This is a genomic window from Variovorax sp. OV084 (assembly GCF_900111625.1).
Classification (GTDB): domain Bacteria; phylum Pseudomonadota; class Gammaproteobacteria; order Burkholderiales; family Burkholderiaceae_C; genus Variovorax.
In genome coordinates this window covers 260887-275191 of the sequence record NZ_FOII01000004.1, presented here as the reverse complement: position 1 = coordinate 275191, position 14305 = coordinate 260887, and the positions used below count along the sequence as shown (strand labels likewise).

Sequence of the window (14305 nt, the reverse complement as noted above, 5' to 3'; positions counted from 1 at the left end):
CATGGCAAGCCCGCGCTGGAAACCCAACGTCACCGTGGCTGCGGTAATCGAGCGCGACGGGCACTTCCTGCTGGTCGAGGAGCAGACCAGCGACGGCCTGCGGCTCAACACACCCGCAGGCCACCTGGACCCCGGCGAATCCCCGGCCGAGGGCTGTGCGCGCGAAACCCTCGAAGAAACCGCCCACCATTTCACGCCAACAGCGCTCATCGGTGTCTATATGGCGCGTTCCCGCCCGCTGGCCGAGCGCGGCGAAGACACCACCTACATGCGCTTCGCCTTCACAGGCATCCTGGGTGCATTCGAAGAAGGCCGACCGCTCGACGAAGGCATCGTGCGCACCATCTGGATGACGGCGGACGAAATCCGCGCCAGCGTGGCGCGGCATCGCAGCCCGCTGCTGCTGCAGTGCATCGAAGACCATCTGGCCGGCAAACGCCACCCGCTGGATCTAGTCCACGTCGACGAATCGGTGCGGTCAGCGCCCTGAATAGTCAGACGATGACGCCACCGCCAAGGCAGCGTTCGCCGTCATAGAGCACGGCCGACTGCCCCGGCGTCACAGCCCACTGCGGCTCGCCGAAGCGCAAGCCGAACGCAGCGGCATCACCAGCATCCATCTCGCAAGCCGCATCGGCCTGCCGGTAGCGCGCCTTCGAGCCGTAGCCGCCCGGCACCGGCGCCTCGCCGGAGACCCAGCTCGCATCATCCGCCTTCAGCACCGACGACAGCAGCCACGGATGGTCGTGCCCCTGCACCACCCACAGCGTGTTCTTCTCGACGTCCTTGCGCGCCACGAACCACGGCGAGTGGTCGCCCGAGCCGCGCTGCGCGCCCTTCTCCTTCACACCGCCAATGCCCAGCCCCTGCCGCTGCCCCAGCGTGTAGAAGCTCAGCCCCTGGTGCTCGCCCAGCTTGCGGCCGCGGTCGTCCTTGATCGGGCCCGGCTCCTTGGAGATGTAGCGGTTGAGGAAATCGCGGAACGGCCGCTCGCCGATGAAGCAGATGCCAGTCGAGTCCTTCTTCTTCGCGTTGGGCAGGCCGATTTCCTCGGCGATGCGGCGCACCTCGGTCTTGTGCAGCTCGCCCACCGGGAACAGCGTCTTCGACAGCTGCGCCTGGTTCAGGCGGTGCAGGAAGTAGCTCTGGTCTTTCGAGGGATCGAGCCCCTTCAGCAGCTCGTGCTTGCCGGTGGCCTCGTTCAGGCGCACGCGCGCATAGTGCCCGGTGGCGATCTTCTCAGCGCCCAGCCGCATGGCGTGGTCGAGAAAAGCCTTGAACTTGATCTCGGCGTTGCACAGCACGTCGGGGTTCGGCGTGCGGCCGGCCTTGTATTCGCGCAGGAACTCGGCGAACACGCGGTCCTTGTAGTCGGCCGCGAAGTTGACGTGCTCGATCTCGATGCCCAGCACGTCGGCCACGCTGGCGGCGTCCACGAAGTCGATGTTCGACGAGCAGTATTCGCTGTCGTCGTCGTCTTCCCAGTTCTTCATGAAGATGCCGACCACCTCGTGCCCCTGCTGCTTGAGCAGGTGCGCCGTGACCGCGGAGTCCACTCCGCCGCTCAGTCCCACCACGATCCGTTGCTTTGCCATAAGCCCGCCATTGTCCCAGCCCGGCGGTAGGGGCTTCCCGTGTGTGGGAAATCGGGAAAACCCCTGTCGCCGGCTTGTCAGCTACCGCCCCACGATGCGAAAGGCCGGCGCTAAAGTGCCGCAAAGCACAGCGGAGACAAGACGCATGGCCACCCCCTCCCCCGCCGCCCTTTCCGGCGACAACACCCCCTGGACACGCGCCTACCCGCCCGGCATGCGCTGGGACGCCGAACTGCCCGTGAAGCCGGTGCAGCAGATGCTCGACGAGGCCGTCGAGCGCTGGCCCGACCACTCCGCCGTCGAGTTCATGGGCCAGGCCATCACCTACCGCCAGCTCGGCGCCGCGGTCGACCGTGCCGCCAAGGGCCTGCAAGACCTGGGCGTGAAGCCTGGCGTGCACGTCGGCCTCTACCTGCCCAACACGCCTCACTACCCGATCGCCTTCTTCGCCGTGCTCAAGGCCGGCGGCACGGTGGTGAACTACTCGCCACTCGACGCCGAGCGCGTGCTGGCCCACAAGATCGAGGACAGCCGCACCGACATCCTCATTACGCTGGACCTCGTCAACCTGTACCCGCAGATGGCGCGCCTGCTCGACAACTCGCGCCTGCAAAAGCTCGTGGTCGGCAGCCTCGGCGACTACGGCGCGATGGGCGACAAGGTGCAGGCCCAGCTGCAGGGCGCAGGCCAGATCGCTCCCGTGCCCACCGACGACCGGCATGTGCGCTTCACCGAGCTGCTGAAAAGCGAAGGCACGCACAAGACCCACCCGATTGGCGACCTCGCCGAAGAAATCGTGGTGCTGCAGTACACCGGCGGCACCACCGGCCTGCCCAAGGGCGCGATGCTCACGCACGCCAACCTCACGTCGGCCTCGGCGCAGTACTACGAGTCGACCAAGGGCGACCCGCCCATCCTGGCCGAAGGGGCGGAACGCTTCCTGGTCGTGCTGCCGCTCTTTCACATCTTCGCGCTCAGCGCCGCGATGCTGCTCGGCGTGCGCCTGGGCGCGGCGCTGGTGCTGCACACGCGCTTCGATGTCGACGCGGTGATGAACGAGCTCGCGGCCAGCAAGATCAGCGTGTTCCCCGGCGTGCCGACGATGTACACCGCGATCCTCGCGCACCCCAAGGCCAAGGAGATGGACCTGCGCTCGCTCAAGTTCTGCGGCTCTGGCGGCGCGCCGCTGCCGGTGGAGGTGGAGCAGCGCTTCTTCGAGCTCACCGGCTGCCACCTCAACGAAGGCTGGGGCATGACCGAGACCTCGCCCGTGGGCACCTTCACGCCCGCACGCGGCGTGCGCAAGGCGGGCTCGTGCGGCATGCCGCTGCCGCAGGTGCGCATCAAGCTCGTGAGCCTGGACGATCCGGCGAAGGACGTCACCGCGTTCGGCGAGCCGGGCGAACTGTGCATCAAGGGCCCGAACGTGATGAAGGGCTACTGGAACAACCCGAAGGCAACCGCCGAGTCGATGACGGCCGACGGCTATTTCCGCAGCGGCGACGTCGCGAAGATGGACGCCGACGGCTACTTCTACATCGTCGACCGCACCAAGGACATGCTGCTGTGCGGCGGCTACAACGTCTACCCGCGCGTGCTGGAAGAGGCGGTGTACGAGCACCCCTCGGTGGCCGAGGTGTGCGTCATCGGCATCCCCGACGAGTACCGCGGCCAGTCGCCCAAGGCCTTCGTGAAGCTGAAGGAAGGCGCGAGCGAACTGACGCTCGATGCGCTCAAGGCCTTCCTGAAGGACCGCCTCGGCAAGCACGAGATGATCGGCGCGCTGGAGATCCGGCCTGAGCTGCCCAAGACCGCCGTGGGCAAGCTCTCGAAGAAGGACCTCGTGGACGAGGAAGCCCGCAAGCGGGCCTGAGCTTTACTGCTTCGGCGCCTGTCCGAACGCGTTGGCCAGCAGCTCATAAGAGCGCAGCCGGGCAGCGTGGTCGAACACCTGCGAGGTGATCATGAGTTCGTCGGCACCGGTGCGCGCGACGAACGCTTCCACGCCCTTCTTCACCGTCTCGACCGAACCCACCGCGGAGCACGACAGCACCGAGTCGAGCAGCGCGTTCTCCGCGGGCCCGACCTTCTGACGATAGTTTTCCACCGGCGGCGGCAGGCGCCCCGGCCGGCCGCTGCGCAGGTTCACGAAGGCCTGCTGCCACGAGGTGGCGCGGAACTCGGCCTCTTCATCGGTGTCGGCCGCGAACACATTGAAGCCCAGCATCACATACGGTTTCTGCAGCTGTGCCGACGGCTTGAAGGTCTCGCGATAGATCTGGATGGCCTGCATGATCTGCTGCGGCGCGAAGTGCGAGGCAAAGGCGTAGGGCAGCCCCAGGTGCGCCGCGAGCTGCGCGCCGAAGGTGCTGGAGCCGAGGATCCACACCGGCACTTCGAGCCCCGCGCCGGGCACGGCCCGCACTGGCTGCTGCGGCGTCTTCGACATGAAGTCCATCAGCTCGATCACGTCCTGCGGAAACTGGTCCGCGTCCGATTCGAGGTTGCGCCGCAAGGCCCGCGCGGTGCGCTGGTCGGAGCCGGGCGCGCGCCCCAGGCCCAGATCGATGCGCCCCGGGTACAGCGATTCCAGCGTGCCGAACTGCTCGGCAATCACCAGCGGCGAATGGTTCGGCAGCATCACGCCGCCTGCACCGATGCGGATGGTGGAAGTGCCCGCCCCCACGTGCGACAGCAGCACGGCAGTGGCCGCGCTCGCAATGCCCGGCATGCCGTGGTGCTCGGCCAGCCAGTAGCGCGTGTAGCCCAGCTTCTCGCCATGCTGCGCCAGCGAGAGCGAGTTGCGGAACGACTGCGCGGCGTCGCTGCCCTCGGTGATCGGGGAAAGGTCGAGGATCGATAACGGAATCATGGGCGCGATCATGGCGCGAACCGCCCAACGCCGTCGCCCGAGGGGCTATTCGGTTTGGTATAGCGTCGTCACGCTCGCGAAGTCGCGGCCGTTCTGCTCCACGTTCACCTGGAACGGCACGCTCTCGCCCGGCGCGATGGCCGGCAGGTTCTCCACCAGCTTGAAGCCCGTGAGCTGCCCGTTGCGGTCGCGCAGGCTGACCCACAGCCGCACCTTGCCGACGATGCCCGTGCCCGGGTTCTTCACGCTGCCCGTGACTTCCACGCTCTTGTAGTTGAAGCGCTGGCTGAAGTTGAGCAGCACGCTGCCGGTTTCGGCCTTGGTGCCCGTCACCTTCACCTCCAGCGGCTTGCGCGGACCCGGCAATGCCGCGCGGCGCATCGGCTTCCATTCGATGCGAGTCGCGGTGATGCGCTCCATGTCCTCGGGCTCGAGGAAGATCGGAAAGCGCTCGCCCGGATAGAGATACGCCAGCCCCGCGATGTTGGTCGTGCCATGCGCCTTGCTGCCGCTGAAGCGCGAGATCACGCCGCCCGGCGCGAGCACCACTGCATCGGTGCTGCGGTTCACCAGCTCGCCCAGGAACAGCCGCTGCTGGATGTTGTTGCGCCCGTCCACCAGCGGCAGCAGTTCGAGCTGCTTGTCGTCGAAGCGCTCGCTGTCGTCGGCCAGCAGGTCGTCGGTGCCCAGGCGCAGCTCGGGGTTGAAGGACTCGGGGCCGCCCACCGTGCGGATCACGCGGTCGGCGTTCAGCACCGGCGTGCGCGTGCCCGACGACTCGACCGTGCTGTAGCCGATGCGGTAGTCCCATGCCGCAATGGCCGTCGCGCGGCCGAAGCGCGCGATGCTCACGTCCATCGAAGTCCGCGTGCCCGGCTGGATCTCGTTGGCCTGCCCGTAGCCGTGGCCGAAGCCGATCACCTGCCCCGCGTCGTCGTACAGCGTGACCAGCACCTCGAAGCCGCCGAGCACCGTGGCGTCCTTGCGGTCGTTGGCGATGCGGCCCACCAGCCGCACGCGCTCGCCCTGCTGGATGAGCCGCACGCGCGAGAAGGCCATGCGCGGCCCCTGCACCGCGCTGTAGGGCTCGGCCAGCTTCTGCACGCGCAGCTCCTGCCGAGTGACGTTCTTGCCGCTGGGCATGTCGATCAACACGGGCGCACTTTCGCCGGGCTCCAGCACGGACACCGGCAGCATCTCGCTGCGCTCGTCGAGCTTGCTGTCGCCGTCGTAGTACGTGGCGCGAATGCCCGCGCGCGACAGCGACTTGCCGGTTTCGTTGCGCGCCACCACCAGCAGCTTGGGCATGGCCGAACTGCCGCTGCCCACCAGCACCTGGCGCGGCTCGTTGAGCTTCAGGCCATCGACGGGAATGGTGCGGTCGACCGCAGCGGCCACCACGGACCGCGGTGCACCGGACGCGGCGTCGCGGGAGTCGAAGAGAAACAGCCCGACCACGCGAAACACCAGCACCACGCCCAGCAGGATGGCTATGGCTATGCCGACCTTGCGCAGCATCAGCTTCTGCCTCAGAGCCTCTTCAGCCGCGAGCCGGCGGCCGGCTTCATTCTTCACCTGGTTGAGCACGCGCTCCAGCCGGTCGGACACGTTGTCTTCCACCAGCGTGACCGAGCCGCAGTGGTCGCAGGTGTATTCGTTGAGGCCGGTGCGCTTGAGCACGCTGCTGCCGCATTCGCCGCACTTGAGCGTCTGGAGGTCGATGGTCATTGAAGTGCTGCTCCCGTATTGTTTTTCCTGCGGCGCGCCAGCTGACTACCAGTCGAACAGGTCCGCGATGTCGCCGGCCTCGCTGGCGCCAATCAGCGGCGTGAGCCGCTCGATCAGGCGCGCGCGGTGCACCGGGTTGACGGAATCGTCGTCCATGAAGATGTCCTCGCCCGCCTCGTCCCACACGTGGCCGATAGTGCCGAGGCACGCGGCCATCTCGAGGATGTCGGCAAAGATCGGTGCATCGTCTTTCCACACACCCTCGCCATGCCGGGCGAACTGTATCGCGCCTGTGTTCAGGTCGAAGATGAAGGGGTCCGCGCCCTGGTCGGCCACCACCAGCCAGTGATCGGGCCAGTCGGCAATGCGCTCGCCGGTGATGCCGTGCCAGCGGTAGCCGGCCTGCAGCTCCCACAGGCGCGCGAGCGTCGGAATGCTGAAGGGGTTGCCAGCGGTCGGCACCGTGAGGCCCGCATGGCCCACGCGGTCGTTGATCCACTCGCCGAGCGGGCCGACCTGTGCGTAGAAGGTTTCGATGGCGGCCGGCAGAGGGATCTCTCCGCGCCAATGCTCGGCGGCGGATTGCGGCGCCAGCGCGCCATGGGAAGCCAGCGCCGCGCGGGCCTGTTCGATCGATGCCATCTGTCCTCTCCGTTCAGGGGATGCAAGCAGCCTGCAATGCGGCGCGCAGGGCCTTGACGTCGCCCGGTGCTACCTCGCGCACGCCGGTCGAGCCTGCGAGGCCGCATGCGGTCGAGGCCACCACGGGCACCCCGGCCGCCACGGCGCGCAGCACCGCGCGCGGTGCGTGCTCGACGTGCGCGGGCAGCACGACGACGCTGGCGCCGGCCAGCCAGTCGCCTTGCCAGTTCATGTGTTCGATGTGCGCGATGCCGCGCCAGAGCTGCGCGTCATCCGAAGGCGAGCCCAGCACGCGCAGCCGGTACGGCCAGCCTTGCAGCGCCGCGGCAAGTTCGCGCGCGCCCTTGCGTGCCAGTGCGCTTGCGGCGAACACGACGAGCGGCGGCCCCCTGCGTTCGATGAAAGCAGCAGCCTTGACCGGGGGCAGCATCCAGTCGAACCGCGTCAATGCTGCTTGCGGTGCCAGCTTGGCGAGCTGCCGGGCGACATCTGCATGCGGCGTGACCACGGCCTTCGCGCGGGCAAGCGCCAGCGTCTCGGCGCGCACCAGCGACGGATCTGCGCGGAAGTCGCGCAGCGTTCCGTCACCGGGCCAGTGCCGGGCCGCGGCATCGAGCCGATGTTCGATTTCGGCCATCGGCAACGCGCTGGCCAGCACGGTGACGCGGCGCCCGTCGAGCGCACCGATGCGCTGCAGGTGCGGCAGCAGAGCCTGCTCGACCACCAGTTCGGTGTGCTCCGGCGTCAGTCGGCTTGCCAAGGCTTGCGCGAGCCAGCGCTGGCCGTCGATCAGGCTCGCCTGCCTCCGGCCTGCATGCCGCGCCCAGAGCCGCTGCCACAGCGCGCGACGCAAGCTCACGGCCCACAGTGTCTGCGCGGGCACTGCTGTCTCACGGTGCCAGCCGGTCGCGGGCAGACGCCAGAACGCAAGCCGCAGCGGCGCCGGCTGCAGGCGCTGCGCGTGTGGATGTTCCTCTCGCAGGTAGCGAGCGAACTCCGGCGTCCAGCCATCGACCAACACCGCCGCGCGGCCCTCGGGGCCGACGTCGACCTGGGGACGATGGCGAAAGCAGGAGGTCTGTTCGCAACTCAGGCAACCGCGCGCCAATGGCAGTGCTGCGCCCGCGTCGTCATACGTTCGGCGCAGCACGACTGGCGCAGCCGGTGCCGCCAGCGCAGAACGCGCGCGGATGCGCAGCACCAGCTCGCTGTCGGTCAATTCCACTTCGAGCCGCCACGCATGCTTTGCGCGCAGCTTGAGATCGACGTAGTTCCAGAACACCGTCGCATCGACCGCGTCACCGTCGGCCGCGCCGGCCTGCTCGATGCGCGCCGTGTGCCCGTGGCGCTCGACCAGCTCGAAGCCCGCGCGCACCGCCACGGTGGCGAGCGCGTTCGACAGCTGGCAGAGCCCGCCGGCCAGCGTCGGCACCACGCAGCCGCCGCGCAGCTCGCGGCCCTGCACGAAGCCGCGCCATGCGCCCGGCCGCCCCAGCTGGCGCCAGAAGCTCAGCACTTCGCCTGCCGGCACCTCGATGGCATCGAAGGCACGGCGCGCCACGCGCAGGTTCTGCACCTTGCCGGCCACGAGCGGAAATTCTTCGGCGCGGCCGTCGGACCACAAGGGAGTGCGGTATTGCGCGAGCACCGGCGCGTCGGCCAGTGCGCTGTCGCCGCCGTGCCAGCGCCGGGCCGAAGGCCGCAGTGTCTCGCGCAACGCATGGGCCGTGGCCAGCAGCCGCGAGCGCAGCCAGAAATCGATCGCGTCGATGCGGCGCGGCGGCTGCCAGGCCTGTTGCACGCTCACGCGGAGGGGCCGCGCTTGCGCCATTGGCCGAGGTCGGCTTCGATGCGCTGGTCGATGTTGCCGCTCCATTGCACGCCGAAGCCGGCCGCACGCAGCAGCTCGGCGATGCGGTGGCCCACCACCACGGTGTTGGCTTCGCGCTGCTCGATCTCGGGGATCATGCCGCCGCTGAAGGCCAGGTGCAGGCGGCCGGTGCGCACCGCCGCATCGAGGTCTTGCGCGTGATAGAAGCAGCAGCCGCGAATACCCGAGTCCATGCGGCCCGCGGCGCGCCATTGCTCGCGCACGTCGTCGTGGCCATCGGCGAGCGTGTTGCCTGCGCGATGCAGCGCAATGATCTTTTCGCTGCGCAGCTGCGCGAACACGGCTTCGAGCCGGTCGTATTCGGTCTGCGCGGGCCACCCGGCCTCGGCCGCGCGCTTGGCGGCGCATGCACTTGCGGCCTCGGCCTTGACCCAGGCCCGGTCTTCGGCGGTGATCTCATCGGGATCGAGGTACTCGTCGGTGATCAGCCATTCGACATCGGCGTCGGGATAAAAGCCGCTCCACACCAGGTCGTGGATGCGTCCGCGCGTGTCTTCGGGGTCGAGAGTAAGGGCCATGCGTGTTGGGTTGCCGCCTCGGCTGCAACGGGATCATGCTTTCTTTTTTCCTTACGGAAGCGTGCTCGTATTTTCACCCGGCCGCACCACGATGACGCACTAATGCGAAAGCATGAAGTCTTGCGGCCACCCCTTCCGCGCCGCGCAATCATGAAGGATGCGCCGTGGCAAGGCAATGCGCCTTTTGGCGAAGGCAGCTCCGCCACATGGCCGGGGGCCGCACCGGCGTGGTGCTGCCTGCTTGCTGCGCGACTGGCTATGCTCGGCGGCTCTTCATGCTGCAGCGCCATTCATCCATCGACCCGATCGCCCAGCCGGACGACGAAAGGCTGCCCACCGAATGGACCTCGCGCGCGCCGCAGGCCACGGAGCGCGCGCCGAAGTCGGCCGCCGACTGGGCCGCATGGCTGGTCGCGCTCGCGGTGCTGGTGTTCATGGCGGTCTTCGGCTTCCAGGCAATGACCTGGGCGCTGGCCGGTGGCTGGCAATGGCTCTGGCTGGCGGTGGGTCTGCCGTTCTTCGGGGTCTTCTCGGTGTCGGCGGTGCTGCTCGTCGTCACGAGGCTGCGCGAGCGCCGCCGGGTGCGCGTGGCGCTGGAGAACATATCGCTGGAGCGCGGGGAAGGCTTTCGCGTCGGCGAGCCGTTCGAACTGCGGCTGCGCGCGACGGTGCCCATTGCGCGGGAAGGCGAACGCACGGTGGCGCCGGAACGCATCGTCATGCGGCTGATGCGACGGTCCCTCGTCGATGCGCCCGATGGCACGGGGTCGCTGGTCGATGAGTGCTGCGATGAAGCCATCGCGTCCCGGGAGGATGCGCGGGCAGGGCGGCTGCTCTATGCCTGCGAACTCAGCGCAGGCTCCGGATACGGCAACGCCGCGCAATGGTTCGTCGAACTGCACGACCCGACCGACGACGACAACGCGCCTTTCCTCATCGCCGCGCTGCGGCCGCTGCCCGCGCGCTGACCAGGCGCAGCAAGCCAGACGCAAAAAGGCCGGGCCATGCATCGCATGGCCCGGCCTTTTGTCTCAGCCCCTGTCGGGGGAGTGATTACAGCGGCAGTGCGTCACCGCGAGCGGCAGCGCGGGCTGCGGCACGCACCGCGGCGCGGTCGACCGTGCTTGCCACGACCGGTGCGACACCAGCGGCAGCGCCTTCGGCATAAGGGTCAGCGCTGTGTGCAGCGGCAACTGCATCGGCGCGAACGGCGGCACGGCTGGTCGTCGAGACGGTCACGCGAGCGGGGCCTGCGTCGGCGCCGGTGGCATAGGGGTTGGCGCTATGGGCTGCAACCACGGCCTGGCCGGCAACGTCGGCGCGGCTGGCGGCCGAGGTCACTTGGTGCACGCCTTCATACGTTTCAGCGTGTGCGGCACCGGCAGCGGCCAGCAGGGCGATGGAGATAGCGGAGAGGAGCTTAGAGGCGGTCATTTGGATGTCCTTCAATTCGTTTCAGTTCTTTGGATGATTTCGAACCGGTCTTGGGTGGGTCACCGTCCCTCCGGGGGCGGCCACCTCGCTCGGGGCCCTGTTCACCCAGATCGGCTTTGGGGCCGGTCTGTGAGATGAATTGTGCGCCGTTGTCTAAGTAAAAACCCTTAGAGAAAAGAACCACGGCGTTCACGAAGTGGAAACAATCAGCTGCTCCAAAGGGAGATCAGGGCTTGTCGTAGAGTCTTTGCATGAGCGCGCCGGCCCCTGCCTTTCCACCCCCGCCCCCCTGGGGCACTGCGGACACTGTCTTCGACAGGCTGGTGGGTGCATGGGACCTGGAACGAACCATCGAGGGCCAGGCCTCCATGACCGGCACAGCCGTGCTCACGCCGCTCGAGACAGGGATGCTGAAGTACCGCGAAGAGGGCCGGATCCGCCTTGCCGACGGCAAGGAATTCGACGGCCACCGCGAATACCTCTTCGAGCGCGCCCCGGGCGGCTTCGTGGTGCACTTTGCCGAAACCCCGCCGCGCCTGTTCCACGCCATCGGCATCATGCGCGACGGCGATGCGCTCGCCGGTTCGGCCACGCACCTGTGCACGCCCGACACCTACGACAGCAGCTACCGCTTTCTGGCGGACGGCTCCTTCGCCATCCGCCACACGGTCCACGGCCCGCGCAAGGACTACCTCTCGGCCACCGTGTTCAGGCGACGCGGCAAGTAGCTCAGTCGCGGTCGAGCCGCCAGCCCGGCATGCCGCGCATCACCGTCTGCACGAGCATCGCGCAGATGCCGCACTTGATCAGGTCGCCGGGAATGAACACCAGCATGGCCAGCGCGGCCTGCGGCAGCGACATATGGGCGATCAACGAAAGCCCGACGATGCCGAAGCCGTAGACCACGACGATCCCGCCGACCACCGACGACACAAAAGCCCCAACCAGCAGCCCCACGCCCGTGGCCCCGGCCATGCGACGCACGGCAAGGCGCATCAGCAAGCCGCAGGCAAGGGCCCCGAACATCCAGCCGAACAGGAAGCCCCCGGCCGGCGCCACGAACACGCTCAGGCCGCCGCGGCCGCCGGGCAGCAGCGGCAGGCCCAGTGCCACCGCGAGCAGGAACAGCGCAATCGCCAGGAACCCACGGCGCGGCCCGAGCAGGCAGCCCGCCAGCATCACGCCCAGCGACTGCAGCGTGATCGGCACGCCGAACGGCAGGTCGATCTTCGGGATCAGGCCGAACACCGCCATCAGCGCTGCGAACAGCGCGATGTACGACAGGGAGCGGGACGAAGTGAGGGAGCCTGAAGTGGTGGTCATGGCAATCGCTATCTAGGAAAAGGAAGGAAGCTCAGCGCCCGAGCCGCGCGGCCAGCGCATCGGCCACGCGCTCCGCCGTCTGCAGCGTGCGGATGGTCAGCGGCGCCAGCAGCCGCAGGCCGCCGCCGTGGCCTGAACGCGCGCGGTAGGCGTCGTCGAGGCGCTGCCACTGCACATAGAAATTTTCGGCGAAGCGCAGCATCAGGCCAAGGCCCAGTGCGATCCGCTCGGTCGGCACGCCAAGGCGCTGCAGCGGATGCAGCACCGCTTCGAGCACCGCCAGCAGGTCTTCGAAGCGCGTGGTCAGCGTGAGCATCAGCGCGAGCGTGGCCGCGCTGGCAAGGCGCAATGCGCTGGCCACGCCGAGCGGGGTCGTGCCCATCGCCCAGTGGAAGCCGACGATCAGCCCGCCAGCGACCGCCACGCCGACCAGCATGCGCACCCGGCGCCACGCAGGTGGCCCGAGCGAGACGAAGATCAGCAGCACCACCGCACAGGCAACGGCCAGATGCACCGGCCGCTCGACCAGCACCAGCAGCGTGCCGCACACCGACAGCACCGCGAGCTTGACCCACGCCGCAATCGCATGCATCCACGTCGGCTGCTCCGAATAGAGGCTACGCATGGCGACCCCGCTCTGCCGCAGCGCGCTCGCGCACGTTCTCGGCATAGGCCTCGCACACTTCGCGGCCCGGCCCGTCGGCGCGCACCTTGCCTTGTTCGAGCCACAGCACGCGTTCGAAGTCGTAGACGTGTTCGAGCAGGTGCGTGGACACGAGGATCTGGTGGTCGCTCGCCTCGAGCTGCGCGGCCAATCGCGCCTGGCTCAGCAGGTCGAGGCTGGCAAAGGGCTCGTCGAGCAGCAGCGTGGCGGGCTCGCTGATCTGCAAGGCCAGCAGGCACACCTGCTGGCGCTGCCCCTGGCTCAGCTCGCCCACGGCGCGCCCGGCCCAGGCTTCGAGCCCGCGCTGCGCAAGAAAATCGCGCGCCTGCTGCCGCGCCGCCTGCCGTGTTTCACCGCGCGCCGTGAGGCTGAACGCCAGTTCCTCGGCCACGGTCGGAAAGATGATCTGGTCGTCGGGGTTCTGGAACATCAGCCCCACGTGCTTCGACAGCTGCCTGCGGTCGGCCTGCGTGTCGCAGCCATGCACGACCACGCGCCCCTGCTGCGGCTGATCGAGTCCGCTGATGAGGCGGAACAGGCTGCTCTTGCCGGCTCCGTTGTCGCCGATCAGGCCAATGCGCGTCTCCTGCAGGCTGAGCGTCAGCCCCTCGAAGACATGCTGGTTGCCGCGCACCAGCGTCACCGCCTCGAGGCGGATGCTGTGCGGGGAACTGGTTTCGGGCGGGGTCGGCTGCGGCAAGGGGCGCCCACTGTACCCGAACGCGCCATGGGGCCAAGGAGCTCAGGCAGTGGCGGCAAAAAGCCCGTTGATCTCGCCAACCGACAGCATGCCCTCGCCCATCGTGCCGAAGCGGCCATGCTCGAAGGCCTCCTTGGCGATGCGGTCCACAAGCCCCAGCGCCGACTGCAGCGGGCCGCAGCCCAGGCTGATGCGCCGTGCACCGGCGCGTGCCAGGCCATCGGCCGAGGGTGCGCCGGCATAGCCCGCGTACACGTTCACAGGCAGGCTCAGCGCGCCAGACAGCCGCTCGATTTCTTCAAGATTGGACATGCCGGGCACGAAAACGCCGTCCGCGCCCGCCGCCGCGTAAAGCTGTGCGCGGCGCAGCGCCTCTTCGAATCGTGCCACCGGGTCGTTCCAGGGCACGAAGTAGACGTCGGTGCGCGCGTTGATGAAAAAGCGCGCATCGAGCTTGCGGATGGCGGCGATGCGCTCGCACATCACCTCGGGCGCCGCCAGCTCGCGCGTGCCCGGCCGTGTGCCGTCCTCGATGTTGATGCCGGCCGCGCCCATGCCGATCAGCGCGCTTGCCACGTCGCCCACCGCCTGCGTGCTGTCGCCGTAACCCTGTTCGATGTCCACGCTCACCGGCACTCCCGTCACGCGGCAGATGCGCTCGCAGGCTGCGATCAGCTCGCTGACGGGCATGCGCTCGCCGTCCGCGTAGCCAAGCGACCAGGCCATGCCCGCGCTGGTGGTTCCGATGGCGCTTGCGCCGGCGCGCTCGACGATGCGGGCGCTGGCGGCGTCCCAGGCGTTCACGAGAACCAATGGATCAGGGCCGGCGTGCAGCCGGTGAAAGGCATCTGTCTTCTGTTGCGCGTCGCTGGATCGCATGTCTGGTCGTTCCAAAGGAGTTGAAGGATGACCGCAGCCTAGACGCAATGCGCCGCCGG

15 protein-coding genes are annotated in these 14305 nt (G+C 68.3%); 4 read left to right on the top strand and 11 right to left on the bottom strand.

Going from position 1 to position 14305, the window contains the following annotated elements; genetic code table 11:
* The first annotated feature begins 1 nt into the window (after position 1).
* A complete protein-coding gene (locus BMW87_RS14045) occupies positions 2–490 on the top strand; it encodes an NUDIX hydrolase (protein WP_093076929.1) in 489 nt (162 codons plus the stop codon).
* A gap of 4 nt (positions 491–494) precedes the next feature.
* Here the strand turns inward: BMW87_RS14045 and mnmA are convergent, their stop codons facing one another.
* A complete protein-coding gene (gene mnmA, locus BMW87_RS14040) occupies positions 495–1595 on the bottom strand; it encodes a tRNA 2-thiouridine(34) synthase MnmA (RefSeq protein ID WP_093076927.1) in 1101 nt (366 codons plus the stop codon).
* Positions 1596–1740: 145 nt separating this feature from the next.
* Here mnmA and BMW87_RS14035 point away from each other — a divergent pair, with 145 nt between their 5' ends.
* Positions 1741–3468: a long-chain-fatty-acid--CoA ligase gene (locus tag BMW87_RS14035; protein ID WP_093076926.1), complete on the top strand. Its 1728-nt coding sequence runs from the start codon at positions 1741–1743 to the stop codon at positions 3466–3468.
* Between the two features lie 3 nt (positions 3469–3471).
* On the opposite strand, the gene BMW87_RS14030 is transcribed toward BMW87_RS14035, so the two are convergent.
* From BMW87_RS14030 to BMW87_RS14010, 5 genes are read right to left on the bottom strand one after another with little or no spacing between them, the layout of a single operon-like run.
* Positions 3472–4467 carry an LLM class flavin-dependent oxidoreductase gene (locus BMW87_RS14030; RefSeq protein ID WP_093054262.1) on the bottom strand — a complete coding sequence of 332 codons (996 nt, stop codon included), beginning with the start codon at positions 4465–4467 and terminating at the stop codon, positions 3472–3474.
* Between the two features lie 45 nt (positions 4468–4512).
* Positions 4513–6195 (bottom strand): FxLYD domain-containing protein, encoded by a 1683-nt coding sequence (locus BMW87_RS14025; RefSeq protein ID WP_093076924.1) that lies wholly within the window; start codon positions 6193–6195, stop codon positions 4513–4515.
* Positions 6196–6240: 45 nt separating this feature from the next.
* On the bottom strand, positions 6241–6837 hold the full coding sequence (locus tag BMW87_RS14020) for a hypothetical protein (protein WP_093076923.1): 597 nt from the start codon (positions 6835–6837) through the stop codon (positions 6241–6243).
* A 13-nt stretch (positions 6838–6850) separates the two neighbouring features.
* Positions 6851–8644, bottom strand: a complete 1794-nt coding sequence (locus BMW87_RS14015; RefSeq protein WP_256216759.1) for a VanW family protein — start codon at positions 8642–8644, stop codon at positions 6851–6853.
* Positions 8641–9246 carry a DUF6891 domain-containing protein gene (locus BMW87_RS14010; protein ID WP_093053937.1) on the bottom strand — a complete coding sequence of 202 codons (606 nt, stop codon included), beginning with the start codon at positions 9244–9246 and terminating at the stop codon, positions 8641–8643. Before BMW87_RS14010 ends, BMW87_RS14015 begins: the two co-directional genes overlap by 4 nt.
* 206 nt (positions 9247–9452) lie before the next feature.
* Here BMW87_RS14010 and BMW87_RS14005 point away from each other — a divergent pair, with 206 nt between their 5' ends.
* Positions 9453–10214 (top strand): hypothetical protein, encoded by a 762-nt coding sequence (locus BMW87_RS14005; protein ID WP_256216758.1) that lies wholly within the window; start codon positions 9453–9455, stop codon positions 10212–10214.
* An 85-nt stretch (positions 10215–10299) separates the two neighbouring features.
* On the opposite strand, the gene BMW87_RS14000 is transcribed toward BMW87_RS14005, so the two are convergent.
* Positions 10300–10680 (bottom strand): helicase SNF2, encoded by a 381-nt coding sequence (locus tag BMW87_RS14000; RefSeq protein ID WP_093076920.1) that lies wholly within the window; start codon positions 10678–10680, stop codon positions 10300–10302.
* 251 nt (positions 10681–10931) lie between these two features.
* Between BMW87_RS14000 and BMW87_RS13995 the strand changes: the two genes are divergently transcribed.
* On the top strand, positions 10932–11408 hold the full coding sequence (locus BMW87_RS13995; protein WP_093076918.1) for a DUF6314 family protein: 477 nt from the start codon (positions 10932–10934) through the stop codon (positions 11406–11408).
* A gap of 1 nt (position 11409) precedes the next feature.
* Here BMW87_RS13995 and BMW87_RS13990 read toward each other — a convergent pair whose 3' ends face one another.
* Genes BMW87_RS13990 through BMW87_RS13975 form a run of 4 tightly spaced genes read right to left on the bottom strand, consistent with a single transcriptional unit; the run spans position 11410 to position 14246 of the window.
* Positions 11410–12003: a biotin transporter BioY gene (locus BMW87_RS13990; RefSeq protein WP_093076917.1), complete on the bottom strand. Its 594-nt coding sequence runs from the start codon at positions 12001–12003 to the stop codon at positions 11410–11412.
* A 31-nt stretch (positions 12004–12034) separates the two neighbouring features.
* On the bottom strand, positions 12035–12628 hold the full coding sequence (locus BMW87_RS13985; RefSeq protein ID WP_093076915.1) for an energy-coupling factor transporter transmembrane component T family protein: 594 nt from the start codon (positions 12626–12628) through the stop codon (positions 12035–12037).
* Complete coding sequence (locus BMW87_RS13980; RefSeq protein WP_093076914.1) at positions 12621–13367, bottom strand: energy-coupling factor ABC transporter ATP-binding protein; 747 nt, start codon at positions 13365–13367, stop codon at positions 12621–12623. Before BMW87_RS13980 ends, BMW87_RS13985 begins: the two co-directional genes overlap by 8 nt.
* A gap of 42 nt (positions 13368–13409) precedes the next feature.
* A complete protein-coding gene (locus BMW87_RS13975) occupies positions 13410–14246 on the bottom strand; it encodes an isocitrate lyase/PEP mutase family protein (RefSeq protein WP_093076912.1) in 837 nt (278 codons plus the stop codon).
* Positions 14247–14305 lie beyond the last annotated feature (59 nt).

What these genes read in the sequence shown, in the direction of transcription:
- BMW87_RS14005 (WP_256216758.1), top strand. Translation starts at nt 9,453, where the DNA reads ATGGCCGGGGGCCGCACCGGCGTGGTGCTGCCTGCTTGCTGCGCGACT.
- mnmA (WP_093076927.1), bottom strand. Translation starts at nt 1,595, where the DNA reads ATGGCAAAGCAACGGATCGTGGTGGGACTGAGCGGCGGAGTGGACTCC.
- BMW87_RS13990 (WP_093076917.1), bottom strand. Translation starts at nt 12,003, where the DNA reads ATGACCACCACTTCAGGCTCCCTCACTTCGTCCCGCTCCCTGTCGTAC.
- BMW87_RS13975 (WP_093076912.1), bottom strand. Translation starts at nt 14,246, where the DNA reads ATGCGATCCAGCGACGCGCAACAGAAGACAGATGCCTTTCACCGGCTG.
- BMW87_RS14035 (WP_093076926.1), top strand. Translation starts at nt 1,741, where the DNA reads ATGGCCACCCCCTCCCCCGCCGCCCTTTCCGGCGACAACACCCCCTGG.
- BMW87_RS13995 (WP_093076918.1), top strand. Translation starts at nt 10,932, where the DNA reads ATGAGCGCGCCGGCCCCTGCCTTTCCACCCCCGCCCCCCTGGGGCACT.
- BMW87_RS14030 (WP_093054262.1), bottom strand. Translation starts at nt 4,467, where the DNA reads ATGATTCCGTTATCGATCCTCGACCTTTCCCCGATCACCGAGGGCAGC.
- BMW87_RS14020 (WP_093076923.1), bottom strand. Translation starts at nt 6,837, where the DNA reads ATGGCATCGATCGAACAGGCCCGCGCGGCGCTGGCTTCCCATGGCGCG.
- BMW87_RS13985 (WP_093076915.1), bottom strand. Translation starts at nt 12,628, where the DNA reads ATGCGTAGCCTCTATTCGGAGCAGCCGACGTGGATGCATGCGATTGCG.
- BMW87_RS14010 (WP_093053937.1), bottom strand. Translation starts at nt 9,246, where the DNA reads ATGGCCCTTACTCTCGACCCCGAAGACACGCGCGGACGCATCCACGAC.
- BMW87_RS14045 (WP_093076929.1), top strand. Translation starts at nt 2, where the DNA reads ATGGCAAGCCCGCGCTGGAAACCCAACGTCACCGTGGCTGCGGTAATC.
- BMW87_RS14025 (WP_093076924.1), bottom strand. Translation starts at nt 6,195, where the DNA reads ATGACCATCGACCTCCAGACGCTCAAGTGCGGCGAATGCGGCAGCAGC.
- BMW87_RS14000 (WP_093076920.1), bottom strand. Translation starts at nt 10,680, where the DNA reads ATGACCGCCTCTAAGCTCCTCTCCGCTATCTCCATCGCCCTGCTGGCC.